The 21629-nt window shown below is 34.1% G+C and carries 22 protein-coding genes; 20 read left to right on the top strand and 2 right to left on the bottom strand.

Annotated features, from left to right (window positions below; all coding sequences use genetic code 11):
• Position 1: 1 nt before the first annotated feature.
• Both GB234_RS07760 and GB234_RS07755 read left to right on the top strand, forming a co-directional pair.
• Entirely contained in the window at positions 2-1363 is a 1362-nt protein-coding gene (locus GB234_RS07760) for an aldehyde dehydrogenase (protein ID WP_151893981.1), read from the top strand.
• Between the two features lie 28 nt (positions 1364-1391).
• A complete protein-coding gene (locus GB234_RS07755) occupies positions 1392-1703 on the top strand; it encodes a DUF6122 family protein (protein ID WP_151893980.1) in 312 nt (103 codons plus the stop codon).
• A 56-nt stretch (positions 1704-1759) separates the two neighbouring features.
• Here the strand turns inward: GB234_RS07755 and GB234_RS07750 are convergent, their stop codons facing one another.
• Positions 1760-4930, bottom strand: coding sequence for a cytochrome c biogenesis protein (locus GB234_RS07750; RefSeq protein ID WP_151893979.1), 3171 nt, complete (start codon positions 4928-4930; stop codon positions 1760-1762).
• Positions 4931-5020: 90 nt separating this feature from the next.
• On the opposite strand from GB234_RS07750, the gene GB234_RS07745 reads away from it, so the two are divergent.
• From GB234_RS07745 to GB234_RS15255, 10 genes are all read left to right on the top strand, one after another.
• A complete protein-coding gene (locus GB234_RS07745; RefSeq protein ID WP_151893978.1) occupies positions 5021-5773 on the top strand; it encodes a Rossmann-like and DUF2520 domain-containing protein in 753 nt (250 codons plus the stop codon).
• Positions 5774-5805: 32 nt separating this feature from the next.
• On the top strand, positions 5806-6333 hold the full coding sequence (locus tag GB234_RS07740) for a KdsC family phosphatase (RefSeq protein WP_371863334.1): 528 nt from the start codon (positions 5806-5808) through the stop codon (positions 6331-6333).
• 47 nt (positions 6334-6380) lie between these two features.
• Complete coding sequence (locus GB234_RS07735) at positions 6381-7289, top strand: geranylgeranylglycerol-phosphate geranylgeranyltransferase (protein WP_151893976.1); 909 nt, start codon at positions 6381-6383, stop codon at positions 7287-7289.
• Positions 7290-7298: 9 nt separating this feature from the next.
• Complete coding sequence (locus GB234_RS07730; RefSeq protein ID WP_151893975.1) at positions 7299-7898, top strand: Maf family nucleotide pyrophosphatase; 600 nt, start codon at positions 7299-7301, stop codon at positions 7896-7898.
• 119 nt (positions 7899-8017) lie between these two features.
• Positions 8018-8935 (top strand): septum formation inhibitor Maf, encoded by a 918-nt coding sequence (locus GB234_RS07725; protein WP_151893974.1) that lies wholly within the window; start codon positions 8018-8020, stop codon positions 8933-8935.
• A gap of 153 nt (positions 8936-9088) precedes the next feature.
• On the top strand, positions 9089-11581 hold the full coding sequence (locus GB234_RS07720; protein WP_151893973.1) for a PIG-L family deacetylase: 2493 nt from the start codon (positions 9089-9091) through the stop codon (positions 11579-11581).
• A gap of 143 nt (positions 11582-11724) precedes the next feature.
• Entirely contained in the window at positions 11725-11853 is a 129-nt protein-coding gene (locus GB234_RS15265) for a hypothetical protein (RefSeq protein ID WP_262714107.1), read from the top strand.
• Complete coding sequence (locus tag GB234_RS07715; protein WP_151893972.1) at positions 11854-13536, top strand: sodium:solute symporter family protein; 1683 nt, start codon at positions 11854-11856, stop codon at positions 13534-13536.
• 406 nt (positions 13537-13942) lie between these two features.
• Positions 13943-14116 (top strand): DUF885 family protein, encoded by a 174-nt coding sequence (locus GB234_RS15260; RefSeq protein WP_208997321.1) that lies wholly within the window; start codon positions 13943-13945, stop codon positions 14114-14116.
• The gene (locus GB234_RS15255; RefSeq protein WP_208997320.1) at positions 14116-14337 is read left to right on the top strand and encodes a DUF885 family protein; all 222 of its coding nucleotides are present in this window, start codon (positions 14116-14118) and stop codon (positions 14335-14337) included. Before GB234_RS15260 ends, GB234_RS15255 begins: the two co-directional genes overlap by 1 nt.
• Positions 14338-14421: 84 nt before the next feature.
• Here the strand turns inward: GB234_RS15255 and GB234_RS07705 are convergent, their stop codons facing one another.
• A complete protein-coding gene (locus tag GB234_RS07705; protein WP_151893971.1) occupies positions 14422-14802 on the bottom strand; it encodes a Fur family transcriptional regulator in 381 nt (126 codons plus the stop codon).
• Positions 14803-14886: 84 nt separating this feature from the next.
• Here GB234_RS07705 and GB234_RS07700 point away from each other — a divergent pair, with 84 nt between their 5' ends.
• The 8 genes from GB234_RS07700 (at position 14887) to GB234_RS07665 (ending at position 21571) form a co-directional block, all read left to right on the top strand.
• A complete protein-coding gene (locus GB234_RS07700) occupies positions 14887-15588 on the top strand; it encodes an ABC transporter ATP-binding protein (protein WP_151893970.1) in 702 nt (233 codons plus the stop codon).
• A gap of 10 nt (positions 15589-15598) precedes the next feature.
• Entirely contained in the window at positions 15599-17008 is a 1410-nt protein-coding gene (locus GB234_RS07695; protein WP_172966862.1) for an ABC transporter permease, read from the top strand.
• A complete protein-coding gene (locus GB234_RS07690; protein ID WP_151893968.1) occupies positions 17005-18318 on the top strand; it encodes a DUF3526 domain-containing protein in 1314 nt (437 codons plus the stop codon). The genes GB234_RS07695 and GB234_RS07690 overlap by 4 nt, the downstream gene beginning before the upstream one ends.
• Entirely contained in the window at positions 18315-18668 is a 354-nt protein-coding gene (locus GB234_RS07685; protein ID WP_151893967.1) for a MerC domain-containing protein, read from the top strand. The genes GB234_RS07690 and GB234_RS07685 overlap by 4 nt, the downstream gene beginning before the upstream one ends.
• Positions 18669-18808: 140 nt before the next feature.
• On the top strand, positions 18809-19711 hold the full coding sequence (locus GB234_RS07680) for an AraC family transcriptional regulator (RefSeq protein ID WP_172966861.1): 903 nt from the start codon (positions 18809-18811) through the stop codon (positions 19709-19711).
• An 85-nt stretch (positions 19712-19796) separates the two neighbouring features.
• The gene (locus tag GB234_RS07675; RefSeq protein ID WP_151893966.1) at positions 19797-20555 is read left to right on the top strand and encodes an SDR family NAD(P)-dependent oxidoreductase; all 759 of its coding nucleotides are present in this window, start codon (positions 19797-19799) and stop codon (positions 20553-20555) included.
• A 29-nt stretch (positions 20556-20584) separates the two neighbouring features.
• Positions 20585-20872: a hypothetical protein gene (locus tag GB234_RS07670; protein ID WP_151893965.1), complete on the top strand. Its 288-nt coding sequence runs from the start codon at positions 20585-20587 to the stop codon at positions 20870-20872.
• Between the two features lie 84 nt (positions 20873-20956).
• Positions 20957-21571, top strand: coding sequence for a hypothetical protein (locus GB234_RS07665; protein ID WP_151893964.1), 615 nt, complete (start codon positions 20957-20959; stop codon positions 21569-21571).
• The last annotated feature ends 58 nt before the right edge of the window (positions 21572-21629 follow it).

The raw sequence follows: 21629 nt of genomic DNA, 5'->3' as shown, positions 1-21629 counted from the left end.
AATGGAACAAATCATCTCCTCTCAACGCAATTTTTTTAATACGCATCAAACAAAAGACCTTGCTTTTAGAGTTGCTCAATTAGACAAACTCTCACAATTATTGAAAACAAACCAAGAGGCTCTTGATGAAGCTATTTATGCTGATTTCAAAAAATCTAAGTTTGAAAATTCAGTTACCGAGATGGCATTGCTCTTTAATGATATAGAGGAAGCTAAAAAGAAAATCTGGAAATGGGCACGCAAACAAAAAGTAAAAACAAATCTAACTAACTTCCCCGCAAAGAGCTACATTATCTCAGAACCCTTAGGTGTCTGCTTAGTTATCGGTGCTTGGAATTACCCATATCAATTATCCCTCGCTCCTGTTATTGCAGCTATTGCTGCGGGAAACACTATTATTTTAAAACCTAGTGAATTGCCTTCAAGAACTTCGGCAATTATGGCGAAGTTGATAAATAATAATTTTGATTCTTCTTTTCTAAAAGTTATAGAAGGTGGTGTCGACGAAACTACTGAGCTACTTAAACAAAAATTTGATAAAATATTTTTTACGGGTAGCACAAAAGTTGGGAAAATTATTTACAAAGCTGCTGCAGAAAACCTTACGCCAGTAACTTTAGAAATGGGAGGTAAAAGTCCTACGTTTGTAACAGAAGATGCTAATTTAAAAATGACCGTAAAACGTTTGGTTTGGGCAAAATTTTTAAATGCAGGACAAACATGTATCGCGCCAGATTATATTATGGTGGATAAAAAAATAGAAAACAAATTTATCGAGATTTTAAAAGCAGAAATTTCCGAAGCTGACTACAGTTTTGAGAATGGCAACTATCTTCAAATTATAAATGAGGATAATTTTGAAAGATTGGCTTCAATGATAAATCAAGATAACGTTTGTTTTGGAGGAAGTTTAAAAAAGAGCGAACGTTATATTCAACCTACAGTTCTTAAGGATGTTACTTTTGAAGATGATGTGATGCAAGAAGAAATATTTGGACCTATTCTCCCTGTTATTCCTTATAACACTATAGACGAGGCAATTACTAAGGTAAATAGTCTTACTCGACCTTTATCTTGTTATGTATTTACTTCGAGCTCTAAAATTAAGAAGAAGATTTTTAAAGAAATTTCGTTTGGAGGTGGCGCTGTTAATGAAGCTGTAATGCATATTACGAATCCACACCTACCCTTTGGTGGAGTGGGTCACAGCGGAATGGGTAATTACCACGGTAAAGCTGGTTTTGACACATTTACTCATTATAAAAGTATTCTCGATAAACCAACTTGGCTTGAATTACCCTTAAAATATGGGCCATATTCTGAAATGAAACTCAAATTTTTAAGATGGGTAATGAAATTCTAAGAGATATCCGTATTATATTTCCGAAGTCATGCTACAAACCATAACTCATTATTCACTACACCTTTTATTCCCTGCAGCAATCGCGTGGGTATTTTTTAGAGCCAATTGGAAAAAGGCGTACTTAATATTGCTTGCAACAATGCTTGTAGATATAGACCACTTGTTCGCAGATCCTATGTTTGATCCAGACCGTTGCAGTGTTGGATTTCACTTTCTACACAGTTATATTGCCATTATGTGCTATACCCTACTTTTATTTTTTAAGAAATTTAGAGTTGTAGCTATTGGACTTCTTTTTCATATGGCGACTGATTTAATTGATTGCTTCTGGATGAGATAAAAAAACACCTCTTTGCTTTAACAAAGAGGTGTTTTAAAATAATATAGCTATAAATTTTATTTCTTCTTTAAGTAGTATTTACGATACGGGAAATACGAAATAATCATTAATATTATTAATGCCCCTACTATATATCCAACAAATGTGGGCGTTACCGGTACATCTCCACTTGCATAAGAGTGCAAACCTGTGAGATAGAAATTAACTCCAAAGTACGTCATCATAATTGACGCATAAGCCAGTATTGACATTACGTTATAAATCCATTTTCCACGTAATCCTGGCACTAGTCTAGCATGAATTACAAATGCATACACCATAATACTAATTAACGCCCAAGTTTCCTTAGGATCCCAACCCCAGTAACGCCCCCAACTTTCGTTTGCCCACTGTCCACCAAGAAAATTTCCTATAGTCAACATTACAAGCCCTACCGTGAGCGCCATTTCATTAATAGTTGTTATCTCTTTAATATTAAGATCCATTTTAATTTTATTCTTGTCATTAGTAAACAACATTAAAATTAATGCTGTAATTCCAAGAATCATCCCGAGCGTAAAGGGGCCGTAACTAGCTACAATAACCGCAACATGTATCATTAACCAGTAACTATCTAACACTGGAACTAGGTTTGAAATTGACGGGTCTAACCAATTTCTATGTGCAACCCACAAAATAATTGCTGCAACAAATGCCGTAGATGCGATTGTCAAATCACTTTTACGACCAAATGCAAGACCAAAAAATACCGTTGCCCATGCAACGTAAATAATAGACTCATACGCATCACTCCAAGGTGCGTGACCACTAACGTACCAACGTGCAATCAATCCTACTGTCATCGCTATAAAAAAGGCCCATATAATATATTTACACGTTTTTATAAGGCCGTTAACAACTTTACCATCTTTGAAGATCTGAACAATAATTCCAATAAACATTAAAATTCCAAATACCGTGAAATATTTATAAAGTCTATTAAAAATATCTACTTTATTGTACATTAACTCAGCAGTTACTTTTTGTTCTGAAGGCATTACTTCGCTACCTCGGTTTTCTTGATATTTTCTAATCAAGTCTAACACCTCATCTGCTTTAGAGTAATCATTATCTGTTGTCGCGCTTCTTAAGCTCTCAAAATAAAGTGGCAAGACCGTCCTTGAAAATATAGAGTCTTGTCCTTTAATTTTAGCTTCATTTAATTCTGGAAATGAAACCCACTTATTACCAGGGTCATTAGGTATAGGAAATATTTTTAGGATAGAACCACTTAACGCTTGATTCAATAAATAAAAGCTCTCATGCGCTTTTATAAAGTCTTTTTGAAACTGATTAGGCGTATTTGTTGATGTTGCATCAACGAGATAAGGCTCTAGTTTATAATTTGCATCCTTATCAAATAAATTTAATAATGTTATTTGCTTTGTACCCTTTGGAACTCCAGCAACTTCACGAATACTATCATTTCCTCGCTTTAATGCAATTAAAGGAACTTGTGTCCATAAACGTGGGTATTGCGTCATCGATATAAAAACTTGATTTGCATCAAGACCATTATAAGAGTTGCTCCCACTTACCTTTCTAATCAATTCGCTGGCAAAAGTCCCTATGGGTTTCATTCGTCCATTATCCTGTATTACCAACCGTGCAAACTTTGCTGCATGTTCTTTTGAAACTGATGTTGCACTAATAATAGAATCTGCCTGCCCTACTGCCGTAGTATTATGCTCATGACTAGCTTGTGAAAACCCAGTAGTTGCAATTGCTAATAGCGCAGTTATTGTTAGAGCAGCTTTTTTCTTTTTAATTTTCTTCAAATATTTTTCAAGGAAACCGAAACGTGACCCTTTATCAAATAATATTGCCATCAATCCAAAATACAATAGAAAATATCCAATGTACGTAATCCATGTTCCCCAAAAATCATGGTTTACAGATAACACTGTGTACTCCTCTTTATCTTGGTCAAAGCTCGCTTGGAAAAAACGATAACCATCTTTATCTAAAATATGGTTCATATAAATTTCTTCTTCAGCAAAAGAGCCGTCTTCATTATTTACTGTAACCTCACTTTTAAATGATTTATATCCTTTTTGTGTTCCTGGATATTTCTCTGCAATAAAATCTTTTAAAGTAATGCTAAAAGGAAGTTCATACTTTTTAGAACCATACGTTAAGTAAACATCCATTCCATTTACGGTTACTTTTTCTGGATCTGGGAATGTTCCTTTACCTCCTAATAATTCTATATATTTTGTTTCATTGCCAGAAGCAACCTCAACAATGAGCGCATCTGTCCCAGAAGGATTTTCTTTAGTTCCTTTAATTATTCCACGTCTTCCAGTAGTAACAGGGTCTGGAATTACAAATGCCATCTCTCCAAAATTGTACAAAGAACGCAACATTAAAGGTTGTAAGCTATCTGCAACAACCGCCCCTTCCATCCTATCTGCCATTCGCATAAACGTACCTTCAAACGGGCTATCAATTGTAAATTCTTCGGTAGTATAGTCAAAACCTATATTTATCGCTCCACTAGTAGGTTCATTGAAAGCAAAAAGTACGTTATGAATATTCGAAACCTCACCTTCTTTAACCCAATGATCGTGACGCGAACCATCTCCTGCTTCGACTATTTTAATGAACGATTCTCCTTCTTCAGTTTCTATTAATCCACTGGTAGCATTATTAATAAAATTTTTATATTTAATAGTTACTGGCACATTATTATAATTAGTAGCAATGCTAAAATCATTATTTAAGCGCTCAGATAAGTTCAATTTTTTTGGACTCAACTTCAATCTTTGTTGTTGTCCATCAACCACATAATCACCATCGATAAAGCCATTCATGTAAATATCATCTGATAAGAAAGAATTTGAAGTTGCTCCCTCATAAATCTGCATACGTCCCTCATAGCCAATGTACCGAGTCACAAATGCGCCAACTAGAATTAAAATGAATGAAAGGTGTAAAATTAAAGTTGTTAATTTCTCACGAGTCCAAAGGCGATATCGTGTAATATTTCCGAGGAAATTAATTACAAAAATTCCCATGATTGCCTCAAACCACCAAGCACGGTAAATCATCTCATTAGAGTATGGCGTAGGCGATGTTTCTGAAGAGGCATCCATGAATGTTCCAACAGCCATGGCAACGGCAAAAACAATAAATAATGTGGCAGTTAAGCGAGTAGAAAACAGGACGGCAGCGAGCTTTTTTTGCATGCTATTTTTTTTTGCAAAAATACGACATAAAGCCATTTAAGGACAACAAAAGCTTTTATAAATGCCGAAATTTTAACGTATTTTTACCCTATGATACGTGTCGTTATTTTAGGCTTCGGAAATGTAGGCCAACATCTACATAAAATCTTCCATGAAACTAAGGGAGTTAATGTGATACAAGGATACACCCGAAACACAACAGAAACAACTACAAAAGCAGGAACACCTCTTATTTCAAAAATTTCTGAGATTGATTCCTCTGCAGATGTTTATATTGTCGCAATTCCAGATGATGCAATTAAGGGCTTTACTAAAGAACTTAAATTAAAAGACAAACTTGTTGTTCACACATCTGGCGGAGTTGCAATGAATACTATTTCTAAAAAACACCACCGCGGTATTTTTTACCCGCTACAAACCTTTTCTAAAAACACTGAAGTTGACTTTAAAATTATCCCTATTTGCATTGAAGCAGAAAAAGAAAATGATTTAAAATTACTTCGAAAATTAGGAGAATTAATTTCAAATAAAGTGGTCGATATAAATTCAAGTGAGCGAGCACAAATTCATCTTGCTGCTGTTTTTGTAAATAATTTTGTGAATGAATTGTATCATATTTCCGAAGATATTCTAAAAGAAAAAAGCTTAGATTTTGAATTATTAAAACCATTGATTTCTGAAACTGCGAAAAAAATTGAAACACTTTCTCCGTCAAAAGCACAGACCGGACCAGCAAATAGAGGCGATATTGTGACTATTGAAAAACACTTATCAATGATTGAAGCAGAGCTTCAAGAAAAAGTGTACATGACACTGACTAGGAGTATATTAAAAAGAAAATAAATTAACTATAGACAAAATCTATATTGCTAAATATGAGCTACAAACAACTTTTAAATAACATTACTACACTGGTTTTTGATGTAGACGGTGTACTCACAGATGGAACTATAAATATCACAACTGATGGAGAAATGTTTAGAACAATGCACACTAAAGATGGCTTCGCTTTGAAGGAGGCTTTGAACAAGGGGTTCAACATTTGCATTATTTCTGGAGGAACAAATGAAGGGGTAAGAAAAAGGCTTGCCGGCCTCGGAATAAAAGACATTCATTTAGGTGCTCATCACAAAACCGAAACTCTTGAAAAGTACATTGCAGATAATAACTTAAATCGTGAAGATGTATTATACATGGGTGATGATATTCCAGATTATCAAGTGATGCAAAACATAGGACTCCCCTGCTGCCCACAAGATGCTGTGCCAGAAATTAAAGCTATGAGTAAATACGTTTCTCATAAAAACGGCGGCAAAGGTTGCGTACGCGATGTAATTGAGCAAGTTCTTAAAGTTCAAGGTAAATGGGATTATAGTAGCATTGTTAGCGCTAGATACGACTAAAGGTTATTTTAATGTATAAGATTACTATTTCAAGATAAGCTAGAACTATGCACCTTCTAAAGATAACTCGTCCCATAAATCTTCTGCTTATAACGCTACTATTAATCGTTGTTAAGTACGGCTTTTTAGAAGCGATGCACTTTCCCACTTCGTTAAACTCACTGTCTTTTTTTCTATTGGTTATCGCAACTATCTGTATTGCCGCAGGCGGAAACATCATCAATGATATCTACGACGTTGACACAGACAAAATTAACAATCCAAAACGTGTGTTAATTGGAGTTGATATTTCAGAAAAAAAAGCTTCTAATCTTTATATAATATTCACATCTATTGGGGTTTTAGCAGGTTTTTCCTTGAGTAATCTAATAGGTCATCCGTCGTTAGCCGCTGTCTTTGTTATAATTGCAGCGTTACTTTATGGGTATTCTGTAAGTTTTAAGACAGTATTTTTATTAGGAAATGTGGTGGTTTCTTTACTAGTAGCAATGGTACTTATTACGAGTATTATATTTGATTTATACCCCGCAATTGAAGAACAAATAACTCATAAAACCCTCACTGCGACGATTATTCTTTTACAATATGCGTTGTTCGCTTTTAGTATAAATCTAATTAGAGAAATCATTAAAGACCTGCAAGATATTAATGGTGACCGTAAAGGTGGGCGAAATTCATTACCTATTGCCATTGGACGTCAGCGTACTGTTTATGTTGCATTTGGTCTTACCGTATGTTTATTAGTTGGTATCATCTATCATTTATACATGCATATTTACAGCGCAAAACCATTAATGCTGTATTTCCTATTTTTAATTATAGCACCCCTATTTTTTGTGTTAGTCAATATTTGGAATGCTAAAAAGAAATCTGATTTTTCAAAAATTTCAACCCTACTTAAAATCATTATGTTTTTGGGTATTTGTTCATTATTAATATATCCTTACACATTTTAAAATAAACCTATGTTAAAAGAAAAATTAAAAGATCACAATATCATCCTTGCTTCGGGAAGTCCTCGTAGGCAATACTTTTTTAAAGAACTAGATTTAGATTTTACTATTGACGTTCGTGAAGTTGAGGAGGTCTTTTCTTCAAATTTAAAACGAGAACAGATTACTAATTACTTGGCAGAATTAAAAGCATCAGTGTTCACAGATTTGAAAGAGAATGATGTAGTCATTACTAGCGACACTATAGTCTGGCACAACGATAAAGCCATAGGAAAACCTACAGATTTTGAGGATGCAAAAGTAATGCTCAATAGCCTTAGCGGACAAATGCACGAGGTATTCACTTCGGTTTGTTTCACGTCGAGAGATTGGCAAAAAACAGTATATGATGTTACGAAGGTTTATTTTAAAGAAATTTCCGAAGCACAAATTGAATACTACCTCAACACGTGCAAGCCTTTTGATAAAGCTGGAAGCTATGGAATTCAAGATTGGCTAGGCTATGTAGGTATTGAGAAAATAGAGGGTTGTTTCTTCAATGTTATGGGCTTACCTACAAGACTTGTTAATGAAACACTACTAGAGTTAGTTTCTAAAAAACAAACGACTTAACTTTAAACTCAAAGAAATTTAAAATGCTTTGCGGATGAGCACATTTTACATTTATTTTATGAAAATAAATAGCTCTAGCCAGCATTTAAAAAGATAATTATATTAAGCCTATAACTACTATGAAAAAAGCACTCCTATTCTCAATTACAACCCTACTGTTTTTTACAAGTTGCGAAACAAAAAAAGACAAAGAGCTAGCTGCAAGTGCTTCTGAAATTTCAAAAACAGAAAGCATCGTCAATGCAACACCCAGAGTACTTAATAAAGAATTTTCAGATTATTGGTATGCAGGCACTGCCGAAATTTCAAGCTATCAACTAAATCAATCACGATACGGGGAAGTAAGAAAAGGCACAGCTGTAACCATTTTTGTGACCGAAGATTTTACCCCAAAACTACAAGTAAAAGCAGACAATCAAAACAATAGCAATATACCAATGCTGAAATTAAATCTAGTCAAAAAATTTAATACCGGTGTTTATCCGTACAGTATCATGACAAGTACTTTTAGCCCTGTTCAAAATACAGGACACGCTTTAAAAATCACAAACTCAGTTCAAGAATGGTGCGGTCAAACGTTTATGCAATTAAATAACAAAACTAAATTTGAAATAAAAGCCAACTCTTATTTTGAAAGTGAAGGCGACCAAGAGTTATCTCTGGAGAAAACTTGGATTGAAGATGAACTCTGGAACATCATTCGTTTGAATCCCTCTGAGCTACCAATGGGGAAATTTAAAGCAATTCCAGCATTTGAAACCATACGTCTTTCACATAAAGAGATTAAAGCATTTAATGCCGTTGGAGCGCTTTCTAAAGAAATAGAGCAAAACATTTACACAATTACATACCCAGAACTTAAAAAAGAACTAAGAATAACTTTTAACAACACGTTTCCACATACTATTAATAATTGGGAAGAAACACATGCCGACGGAAATGTTACTACAGCGACTTTATTGAAACGCATTCAATCCCCATACTGGAATAGAAATAGCGAAAAGTTTAGTGGCCTAAGAGATGAGCTGGGATTATAGAGTTTTTTGATTAAATAGTGATTTCGACAACTATAATTACCAGCAAAGTTATAAATTATATTCCCTTCTATTAAACGTTAAAGAACTCTTAACAAATCTAACCCACAAACCAATTTTACTATATTTGAGACACTAAGATAAAATAGTCGCTCAATGATAAAATTACGCTTTGCTTCCATTATTTTTTTAATAGGAATTGTCGCAACCTCCCTCGGGCAACAGCCTAAAAAACCTACTAGTTCACAAATATATCACGAATTACAAAACCTTAATTTTCTAGGAAGCGCACTTTACGTCGCAGCACATCCTGATGATGAAAATACGCGTTTAATTTCTTATTTAGCAAATGATGTTCATGCACGCACAGCATATTTGTCATTAACGCGTGGCGATGGAGGACAAAATCTTGTAGGTCCAGAAATTAGAGAATTGCTCGGTGTAATTCGCACGCAGGAATTATTAGCTGCTCGTCGCACAGATGGCGGACAGCAATTATTTACACGTGCTAATGATTTTGGGTACTCAAAACACCCAGATGAGACTTTGGCAATCTGGAACGAAGAAGAGGTGCTGAGCGATGTAGTTAGAGCTATTCGTAAATTTAAGCCAGATGTTATAGTCAATCGTTTTGATCATCGCAGTCCTGGAAGTACGCACGGTCATCATACCTCTTCAGCAATGTTAAGTTTTGAAGCATTTGACTTAGTTAACGATGCAACAAAATATCCTGAGACGGCAAAAACATTTGGAACTTGGCAACCTAAACGTCTAATGTTTAACACCTCTTGGTGGTTCTACGGAAGTAGAGAAAAATTTGAGGAGGCAGACAAATCAAAATTAGTCTCGGTTGAAACAGGAAATTATTACCCTTCCCTTGGATTATCAAATGGCGAAATCGCATCTTTAAGCCGAAGCATGCATAAAAGTCAAGGTTTTGGAAGTACAGGATCCCGCGGAAATCAAACTGAATATTTAGAATTTTTAAAAGGAGATTTCCCTACCGATAATACAAATATATTTGACGGTATTAATACTTCATGGTCACGCATTGATGGTGGAGCTGCTATTGGAAACATTCTTAATCCACTAGCAGAAAATTTCAATTTTAAAGATCCATCTGCAATGATACCGCAATTGGTACAGGCTTATGAACTGCTGAAATTATCAAAAGACAACCACTGGAAATCCATTAAACTTCCGCAGTTAGAAAAATTGATTTTAGACTGCGGCGGAATCTTTTTAGAAGCCATTTCAGAAACCGAAACTATTAACCCAAAAGCTTCTTTTAAAGTGAATATTGAAGCCATTAATCGTAGCGGACAACCTGTTGTGCTAAATAGTATTAAAACTGTTTCGGGAAAAGCGCTTAATAGCAACGTTGTTACTTTGACTAATAATGAAAAGACGGAACTAGAAGTGCAGCTCATTTCAGAAAACGACATGCCCTCAACGGCTTATTGGTTAAATAAAAAGGGTACTTTAGGAATGTACAATGCGCCTAAAGATATGATTGGGCTGCCAGAGACGCCAGCACCAGAACAAATAGTTTTTAATTTGCAAATAGGTCGCGCGTCATTAAGCATTGTTCGTGATGTTGTTTTCAAATTTAATGATCCTGTTGATGGTGAAGTTTACAGGCCTTTACAAATACTACCCGAAGCAACATCCAGCATTGCTGAAAAGGTATTGATTTTTGCAAATAAAAATTCAAAAACAGTTCCAGTAACAGTGCGCGGAGGAAGAGATAATGTGAGTGGTACGGTACTATTAAATGCCCCAGCGGGCTGGAAAATAACTCCAGCTTCCCTCCCATTTTCTTTAGAACGTTCTGGCGAAAGCACAACACTAAATTTTACAGTAACTCCACCTGTAACTCAAAGCGAAGGATTATTGAAACCAGTAGTTCAAGTAGGCGACCGTTATTATGAAAATGAATTAGTTTTAATTGACTACGACCACATTCCATATCAATCTGTTTTATTGCCTTCTGAGGCTAAAGTGGCACGCATTTCAATTGAAAAAAAGGGACAAAACATTGGTTATATAAACGGTGCTGGAGATGCTATTCCTGAAAGTTTAAAACAAATTGGGTATGATGTTACGACAATTTTAGCAGCAGAAATTTCCGAAGAAAATCTTAAACAATTTGATGCCATCGTAGTAGGAATTAGAGCTTATAATACGGTACCTGAATTGGCATTTGCAAAAAAAGCGCTTGATGGTTATGTTGAAAATGGTGGAACTTTAATTTTACAGTACAATACATCGCATAGATTAGTGACTCAAGATTTAGCACCTTACGAGTTAAAATTATCCCGTGACCGTGTAACTGATGAGTTTAGCGAAGTACAGTTATTAGCAAAAGACCATAAAATTTTAAATACTCCCAACAAAATAACCGAAGCTGATTTTGAAAATTGGGTGCAAGAAAGAGGTTTATATTTTCCTGAGGAATGGGGCAAAGAGTTTACTCCTATTTTAGGAATGAAAGATAAAGGAGCTTCAATTTCAAAAGGATCACTTCTAGTTGCTCAATATGGCAAAGGGCATTATATTTACACTGGACTCAGCTTTTTTAGAGAGTTGCCAGCAGGTGTCCCTGGAGCATATAGATTGTTTGCTAATTTAATTTCGATTGGGAAGTGATATTACTCTGTTCGAGTGCTTTCGAGAAATATAAGGACGAGAATTATTTTTTGTTTTAAAATTTATTCGTCTTCACAATGGAGATTTCGACTGCGCTCAACCAGACATCTTTAATTCATTTTGAATAAATTAATAGTAATTTTATGGAAGTAGATAAAGTAGTTGAGCAAGTAAAAGACAAATTTGTCTGGAAAAAGAAATTTACATTAGTACTCGTACTCAATGCAGCATATATCATTCTTTTTTACTTATTAATGAAACACTACGCATAAATGGAGCAAATTGATTGGTACATCCTTATTGGTACATTAGTATTTATCGTTCTCTATGGAACTTACAAAGCGCGCGGAAGTCAAAACGTTACAGACTACCTTAAAGGCGGTAGTGACTCTCGCTGGTGGACAATTGGACTAAGTGTAATGGCTACACAAGCTAGTGCTATAACATTCCTCTCTACACCAGGACAGGCTTTTCATAGTGGGATGGGGTTTGTACAATTTTACTTTGGATTACCCATTGCTATGGTAATTATTTGTCTTGTATTTATTCCCATTTATCACAGGCTTAAAGTTTTTACCGCTTACGAATATTTAGAAACGCGATTCGATTTAAAAACACGAACACTTACTGCAATACTATTTTTAATTCAACGAGGACTCGCCGCAGGGATTACCATTTTTGCACCAGCTATTATTTTATCTGCCGTGCTTGGTTGGGACCTAATACAGTTAAATATTATTATTGGTGTTCTCGTTATTATCTATACCGTAAGTGGTGGTACAAAAGCTGTAAGTGTTACCCAAAAGCAACAAATGGGTGTCATTTTTGGCGGGATGTTTATCGCTTTTTTAATCATACTCAATTACCTCCCACTGGATATTAACTTTGACAAAGCAATGCAAATTGCTGGTGCGAGTGGCAAACTAGATGTCCTTGATTTTTCATTTAACTTAGAAAATAAATATACCTTTTGGAGTGGAATCATTGGAGGTAGTTTTTTAGCCCTCTCCTATTTTGGCACAGATCAAAGTCAAGTACAACGTTACCTTAGTGGGCGTTCAATGAAGGAAATGCAAATGGGGATGATTTTTAACGGCCTCTTAAAAGTACCTATGCAATTCTTTATATTGCTCGTAGGTGTTATGGTATTTGTTTTTTATCAATTTAACACATCTCCATTACACTTTAATCCTAGCTCTGTAAAAGATGTCATGGAATCTGAGTTTGCACAAGAATATCAATCATTAGAAGCTGAAAAAACACAAATAGAAAAAGAAATTAGAGCCAAGCAACTCACGTTCTCTGTAATGAAAGATACAGATGATAAAAGTGGTATACTTTCTGAAATTGCTACACTTAATACGCAAGAAGCTTCATTAAGAGATCAAGCAAAAAAAACCATTAAAAAAGCAAATCCAGACGCAGAAGTTAATGACAAAGATTATGTCTTTATTCATTTTATTTTAAACAATCTTCCAAAAGGACTAATAGGATTATTACTCGCAGTAATATTAAGCGCCGCGATGTCCTCAACAGCTTCTGAATTAAATGCCTTAGGTTCTACCACAACAATCGATCTTTACAAACGTAACAAAAAAGGTAGGAGCGATAAACATTATGTAAATGCTTCAAAATGGTTTACCATGCTCTGGGGAGCTATTGCAATTGGTGTAGCTTGCGTAGCCAATCTATTTGAAAATTTAATCGAACTTGTTAATATAATAGGTTCTATTTTCTACGGAAATGTATTAGGCATTTTCCTTCTCGCTTTCTTTTTTAGATACGTTAAAAGTAGAGCTGTATTTATCGCAGCCATCATTACCCAAGCTATTATTGTCTATATATGGTGGATTGACTTAATGCCATATTTATGGTTAAATCTTGCTGGATCTGCTCTAGTAATTTTTATCGCTTTTATACTACAAGGTATTATTGGAAATAAGGAGAATAAGTGAAACTATTATTAATTAATCAGCTTAAAAACATGTGGATCGTGAAGACTTTGTTGATGAAATAAAACGACAGATACCCATCCTTGCTACATTTGTAAAAGAAAAACGACCTATTAACACAAGACCCGTCTAAACCATTAGAGGTGCGAGAAATGCCTATACATATGCGTGGAGTAAGCGGTGCATCTGTATCTAGCCCCGGCCCTTAAGAAAAAGGAAAGGACACGTATTACAATGTGACTCCACTTGACGCATACAACGAAAAAGAAGCCGAAAATTTTTAAGAGAATACAATCATTTTATCCTTCAAATCTTGAATATAAATGAAGGAATTCCTGGTCATTATACGCAGCTTGTGTAGGGTAAATAATCTCCAAGTATCATTAAACCTGTACTAGCTAATGGTTCAATGATAGAAGGCTGGCCAAACTATACTGAAATAATGATGATAGAAGAAGGCTATAATTATTCTCCAGAAATATGGTTAATGTGGTATAAATGGCAATTGAAATCTGTGACAAATACAATTCTGGATTATAGTTATCATGTGCTTAATCTCCAAAAAGAAAAAGCTAAAAATTGATGATTGCAGAAGCGTTTCAAGAAAATACTGAAGCAGAAGAAAAATGGATGAGAGTCACGTTAACTTCTGCGCAACTCAGTTCTTACTTCACCGGTTTTTCTGAAATTTATTCCCTTAGAGATGAAATGAAAACTTTAAAAGGAGATACTTTTAATTTAACAGAATTTCAAGAACAGTTTCTAAGCTACGGAAATGCTCCTGTAAACATATTCGAGAGTTAATGATAAAATAAGGTTTTTTGCTAACTAGAAAAGCTCACACCTTTAAACATATAAAGAATTATAAATAAACCTATACAACCATTATCAAACACAACAAACTTCACATTGTCCCATTAAAAGAATGTCTGTTGATTCAACTTTGTGATTTTTTATAGAAGGAATATTAATCTCTATAGATAAACACTCCACCTTATCACACTCTGTACATTGAAAATGTGGATGCTTATCTGAATGATGGTTTGCAGAACACCCCTCGCACTTAGCATACCATTTTAAACCATCCTTTCCATTAAATGAATGTATCACTCCGTCTTGTTCAAGTCTATCTAAAATTCGATATACTGTAGTTTTATTCATTTTATCCTTTACAAGTTCTATGAGGTGCACTACCGATTTCGCTTCATTTTTTTCTTCAAAAATTTGTAATACTGTCGTTACGGCTTTAGTTTTTCTGATAATTCCCATAAAACAAAATTAATGCAACTATGTTGCAATTGCAAATTTTATTATCTATTTTCGCAACTTAGTTGCATTAATGACGATAATTTTATGATACAATTACAAAACGTTAATAAATCATTTAAGGGTGATCTTGCTATTCAAAACTTAAACCTGAATGTAAATAAAGGCGAAATTTTAGGTCTTTTAGGAGCGAATGGAGCCGGAAAATCTACTACCATAAATATGTTATTGGGGTTTCTCAAACCAGATTCAGGAAAAGTATCTATTAACAAGATAGACACTACTCATAACTCCCAAGAGACTAGAAAACTTGTTGGTTATATTCCTGAAAATGTAAACCTCTATCCGTATTTATCGGGTTTAGAAAACTTAGATTATTTCTGCAAGCTAGCAGGTTTAAAATATACTAAGAGCCAGCTGGAAACCTATTTAACTACTTGTGGATTGGCTTCAGAAGCGCACAATAAAAAAGTGGGTGGATACTCTAAAGGAATGAGACAAAAAGTAGGAATCGCGATTGCCTATGCAAAAAAAGCAAAAGTCTATTTATTGGACGAACCTGCCAGTGGTTTAGACCCATTAGCTAGCAACGAACTTTCTATACTTCTCAAAAAACTTGCTTCGGAAGGTGCAACAATTTTAATGGCTTCTCACGATATTTTTCGAGTTCGAGAAGTGTGTAATCGTATCGGTATCTTAAAAAATGGAGTTCTCGTGAAGGAGTTACATAGCAAAAATGTTAGCGCTAACGAACTTGAAACGTTGTATCTACAATTTATGCAAAACTAAGAAGAATATTATGTTGCAAATCATTAAAAACGAATGGCGCTTTTTTGTCCGTAGCCGCATATTTTTAAGTATTAGTATTGCTTTTATTGCAATCTTGCTGCTCTCTGTTTTTTTAGGTAATTATCAAACACAAAAACAACAGCAAACCCATCAAAATGCCAAAGATCACGTTCGGCAACAATGGGTTAGTATTGATGAAATGAATCCACACAGTGCTGCACATTACGGAACTTATGTGTTTAAACCTTCCAACTTATTAAGCAGTCTCGATGAAGGAGTAAACACAGTTACAGGAAATGTACTCCGAGTAGAGGGACATGTACAAAATGAAATAATACATTCCGAAGCATCACAAATGCAAGCCGTCTCGCGATTTGGAAAACTAAAACCCTCACTTTTATTACAATACATTGTGCCCTTATTATTAATTTTCTTAGCGTTTAACACGGTGAGTAACGAGAAACAAACCGGACGCCTAAAATTACTCGTATTGCAAGGCGCCAAACCTTTACAAATTATTTTATCCAAAGCGCTATCAGTTTGGTTGTATGGAGTACTCTTATTAACCTTTATCCTTTTAGTCTATGGTGTTCTTAATTTTCAAAGTTTAAACTCCGAAATTTTAATCAGAACCGGTTTATTCTTCTTGACTTATTGTCTGTACTATTTTATTATTAGCGGACTCACTGTTTTCTTTTCTGCACGGTGGCAAAATGCTACGCTCTCTTTAACTTCAATGCTGGGTATTTGGATAATATGGACGCTGTTTTTACCAAATATATTAATGAGTTCTGTAGAAAAATGGAATTCATTACCTAGTAGAAACGAATTTCAATCTGCGATGAAAGAAGACCGTTCAAAAGGATTGGATGGGCATAATCCTGCCGATAAAAGAGGTATCGCTTTAAAAGAAAAAGTGCTTAAAGAATATGGTGTAGATAGTTTGTCGCAACTACCTATAAATTTCGACGGTATGCGAATGCAGGCCGATGAAGATTATGGAAATAGTGTTTGGGATAAACATTTTGGAAATAACCGGGATATACTTCAAAAGCAGAAAAAAAACTTTCAGTTAGGCGGTATGGTTAACCCTTTTATTTCCTTGCAAAATACTAGTATGGGGTTTATGGCGAGCGATAATTTACATCATCAGGAGTTTTTGCTACAAGTAGAAAATTACAGACGAGTATTTATTAAAATGTTGAATGATAAACAAACCTTTGGGGGTTCTAAAACAGGAAATTGGGGCTGGAAAGAAGATAATGCCTTTTTTAAATCAGTTCCAGATTTCGATTATAAACCCACTCAAATTTCCGTAGTACTACCAAATTATATCTTAGATATGTTTTTTATGATGCTATGGTCAATTTTAGTGGTAGTACTTATTGTTTTGGGAACTAAAAAGATACAAATTGTATGAGAAACGTAAGCATATTTTTATACGAGTGGAAACATTTTGTACGTAGCCCTTTTAAAATTGTAGCCCTATTACTTTTCATCATCGCAAGTATTTATGGTTTGCAAAATGGTGCAGATTTATATGAAAAGCAAAATGCCGAAATAGAACGCATAAATAAGGAAGCAAAAACTGAAAAAGAAACTGTAGTAGCCTATTTTGAAAATAATAAAAAAGGACCGGAAAACAGACCCTGGGTAGATGTAACAACTCCGTTTTGGGCTATTTGGAGCACTCCTACTTATCACTTTAAAAAACCATCGCCTGCAATTGTCTATAGTATTGGACAAACGGAGCACTACGGATTTTATAAAGCAATTGGTACATCAAGCAGTCCTTACGATGCCGATATGGCAAAAGAAATTGCTAATCCGGAGCGTATTCAGTCCGGTACTTTAGATTTTTCATTTGTGATTCTATACCTACTACCCCTTTTATTATTGGTCTTACTTTACAACATAAAAGGTCGGGAGGCTGAACACGGTTTTTTACCGCTGGTATTTGTACAAACAGGTTCAAAAAATTGGTGGATACTTTCAAGAACGGCATTTTATACCCTACTCCTATTATTCATTCTACTGGGTTTGCTTATTTATGGCGCTATGCTTACAACTGTTTTTAATACTGAAAATGTGTTCTGGCAGGTTTTCTTATGGGTAAGCATCTATCTACTCTTTTGGATAATTATTTATTTTTTAATTCTGAAATTCGGAAAAAACACAGTTTCAAATACCTTACAAATGATTGGCGTTTGGCTGCTCTTCGCCTTTATCGTACCTGCTGCCGTGCAACAATGGGTGAGTATCGAAAGACCAACTAATTTAATGGTTGATATAATTGATGCAAAAAGAGATAAAACAGATGAGATCTATGACCAACCAAATGCATTAACTAACGAACAACTTTATAAACTATATCCAAATTTAAAACAGACTGAAGTTGCAAAAGACACATCACGTATAAAAAATGTAAGAAGAAATTCGATAACAGCATTAATAAATAATGCAATGAAACAAGCTACCGCGAAGGTGGAAGAAGATAACCGTTATCGAAATGAATTAATAACTCAAACTTATTGGTTTAACCCTTTGACTTATTTTCAGAATAAATTCAACCATGTATCTCAAACACATTACGACGATTATCAAGCCTATAGAGATAATATTCAAGATTTAATTGACAAACGTATTGAAATCATGGTTTTAGACATTTGGAATGACGTTAAAGTCGATAAGGTAAAATATTTGGAATACAATAAGACATTCAAAAAATGACACAAACTAAAAAAATATACTGGGCGGATAAATTAGGAGCTATTAGCGCATTTCTTTGCATCATTCATTGTCTTGCAGTGCCTACATTTCTTGCGATGGGAATTGGATTTCTCAGCAACCCAATTATTGCAGCACTCTTTATTATAATAGCATTTATTTCAATTTACAAAACCACAAAAGGAAATTTCACTAAAGGAATTAGTGTTTTTTTGTGGGTTGCATTTGCCGGCTTTCTAATATCAATTTTATTCGAAGATCGTGGAGAAATTTTTGAATATGGAACGTTTATTTTTTCATCTTCAATTATTCTTGGGCATTTTTACAATATGCGATATTGTTTAAATTCTTAAACAAAAAATATTTTCCTTGACTCTGGGCTTAATTACAAAAATCTAATTAAGCTTAATCTACACTTTCAATTAATGTCATACAAAAAACAGCTTTTTACAAAATCAAATTACCCTTTTATTAAATTAGTAAATTTGTGTAAATGCCAAATAAGATAATTGAAAATACTATCATTGAATATCACCTAAACAGGCATCAACCAGATAAGCCACAGTTTGCTATCCATGACTTAAAAGAGTACATCACAAAACACAAAGGGTTTACGACAAAGCCACATATACATAGTTATTATCAAGTTCTTTGGTTTAAAAAAGGTAAAGGCAAGCATTTTGTAGATTTTAAAGCCTACAACGTAGATAAAGATTCTGTTTTTTTTATTGCAAAAAACCAAGTACACTACTTTGATGATAATACAGATTATGAGGGCATTTTGCTTCATTTTAATGAGACCTTTATAGTTCAGAAGGATAATGAGACAGATTTTTTTCTGAAATATAACCTTTTTAACAATCCCTATTTACAGCCACTTTGCCCAATAAAAAATGCATCTGCAAATGTTTTTGACGAATATATTTCTCAAATAAAAAGAGAGTTTGCAAATCCAGATGAATTTGGTAAAGAAGAATTACTAAAAGCATATCTCAAAGCTTTTCTCATACAAATACAGCGCACAAAACAAGAATGTGATCAAACACAGAACGATATCCCTATTATGTTTGATGAAAAAAGAGTCCAGCTAATTAAGTTTATTAATTTAATTGACGAAAATTATACTAAAGGTTTAACGGTAGCAGAATATGCTAGACTACTTTTTATCTCGTCTAGAACCTTGTCAGATCTTACAAATCAATTGCTCAATAAAACTCCCTCACAGATTATAAAAGAGCGAATTATTCTCGAGGCTCAACGCTTACTTTTATATTCAGATTTAAACGTAAACCAAATTGGATATCGTTTGGGTTTTGACGATCCATCATATTTTGTAAAATATTTTAAAAAGAATACAAACTCCTCACCTTTAGAGTTTAGGAAATCTGTTTCTTAAAAGTACCATTCCTTTTCGTTTTTGTCCATCTTCTATACTTGATGTTATATTGACCTTTGCAGTATAATTATTAATAAATAAGATAATGAAAAATACACAAGCGCTTATCATAGGAGGGACTACAGGAATGGGTAAAGCTACTGCGCAACTTTTATTAGAGAAAAACATAGAAGTAACTATTGTAGGTAGAGCTAACAAAAACTTAGAAAAAACAAAAGAAGCGCTATCTGCCTTCGGAAATGTTAAAACTAAAGCAGTAAATCTGTTTGATATGGAAGAGGTAAATGCATTTGCCTTGACGCTATCTAAAGAGATGCCTAACTTAAAATACCTAGTTAACTCTGCTGGCTATTTTAGCCCAAAACCTTTTTTAGAACATACAGAACAGGATTATGATATCTACCATAATTTTAACAAAGCATTTTTCTTTATTACGCAAGAAGCTGCAAGAGTAATGGCTGCTAATGGTAATGGGTCTATTGTAAACATAGGATCTATGTGGGCAAAACAAGCTATAAAAGCCACGCCATCTTCAGCATATTCTATGGCTAAAGCTGGTTTACATAGTCTTACACAACATTTAGCAATGGAGTTAGCAGAGAGTAATATACGGGTAAACGCAGTATCGCCAGCAGTGGTTGTAACACCTATTTATGGTTCGTTTATAGAGGAAGATAAGATTGAAGAGACGTTACAAGGTTTTAACGATTTTCACCCTATAGGTAGAGTTGGTACATCTCAAGATATAGCAAAAACTATTGACTTTTTATTAGGCGACAATAGTGCCTGGGTTACAGGTGCTATCTGGGATATTGATGGTGGTGTTATGGCAGGAAGAAATTAATATAATAATAACAATTAAAACGTAATAAAATGACAAAAGCATATTTAGAAATCAGTCTTAATATTAACGATGCGGACAGAGCAAACGCAGCAGGTGTATACAGCAAATACAAAGCACCCTTTTTAGAAACTATTAAAGGAGCGACTTCCAAAGAACTTTTAATTAGAGAAGAGGATGTACAGGTTTTGCACGGGTTTAAAAATATTGAAGATGCACAAAATTATTTAACAACAACCTTGTTTACTAATGATGTTGTAACCGGTTTAAAACCTTATCTAAAGGATAATCCTGAGGTTAAAATTTATAAAGTAGTTTAATTAATAACAAATTATAAGTAATACAAAAGAAGCTTTATTGCTATAAAATAAAGCTTCTTTTTCATCTTTAAAACATTTAGAATTATGGAGCCAAGTTTTTATTTTTATGCAATTTTAGCTGCATTAGGGTATATTTTAATACAATCTTTATTTATGGTTGGGGTTTGGATTTCTGCAAAAGGCGAAACAGAAAAAATGCCAAATGGAAAAGATTATGATAGCGAGATGATACTGTTTCCATTTAAAAAATGGGTAATGAAATCTCGCAAAGAAAAAGTCATTTTTGAGGGGCTCTTTTTTAATGAATTTATAGAGAAATTGCGTGTGCAAATACCAGAATTTGATTTTAGTATTTCTTATAATGAAATTTTAATAACTAAAAAAGATAGCAATTATGTAGCTTTTGTTAACCTTTTAAATGAGCGAATAAAACGCATTGATTCCAAGATTGTGGTAACATTGTCAAATACTGGGATACAGTTTCATAAAGATTATACATTTTTCAAAGTCAATAAATATTTAAGAAAACCTATTATTCAATGCCCCATTTGTATGTCTTCTGTGTGGAGTATATTTACATATTGGATCCCTGTTATATACTGGTTTGGGTTTAGCTGGCCTTTAGTTTATTTGGGTATTGCAAATACTTGTATACTTGCTTGTGTAAATTGGTTAGTGTTTTCTAGTAGGCCTCAGTAATTAACATTTAAAAAAAGCTATTGTATTTTTACTATAGCTTTTTACAGAGATAGTATTA

Source organism: Patiriisocius marinistellae, from assembly GCF_009014635.1.
GTDB classification, from domain to species: Bacteria; Bacteroidota; Bacteroidia; order Flavobacteriales; family Flavobacteriaceae; genus Patiriisocius; species Patiriisocius marinistellae.
Note: the sequence above shows the minus strand (reverse complement) of the source record. Positions and strands in the feature narration are given on the sequence as shown.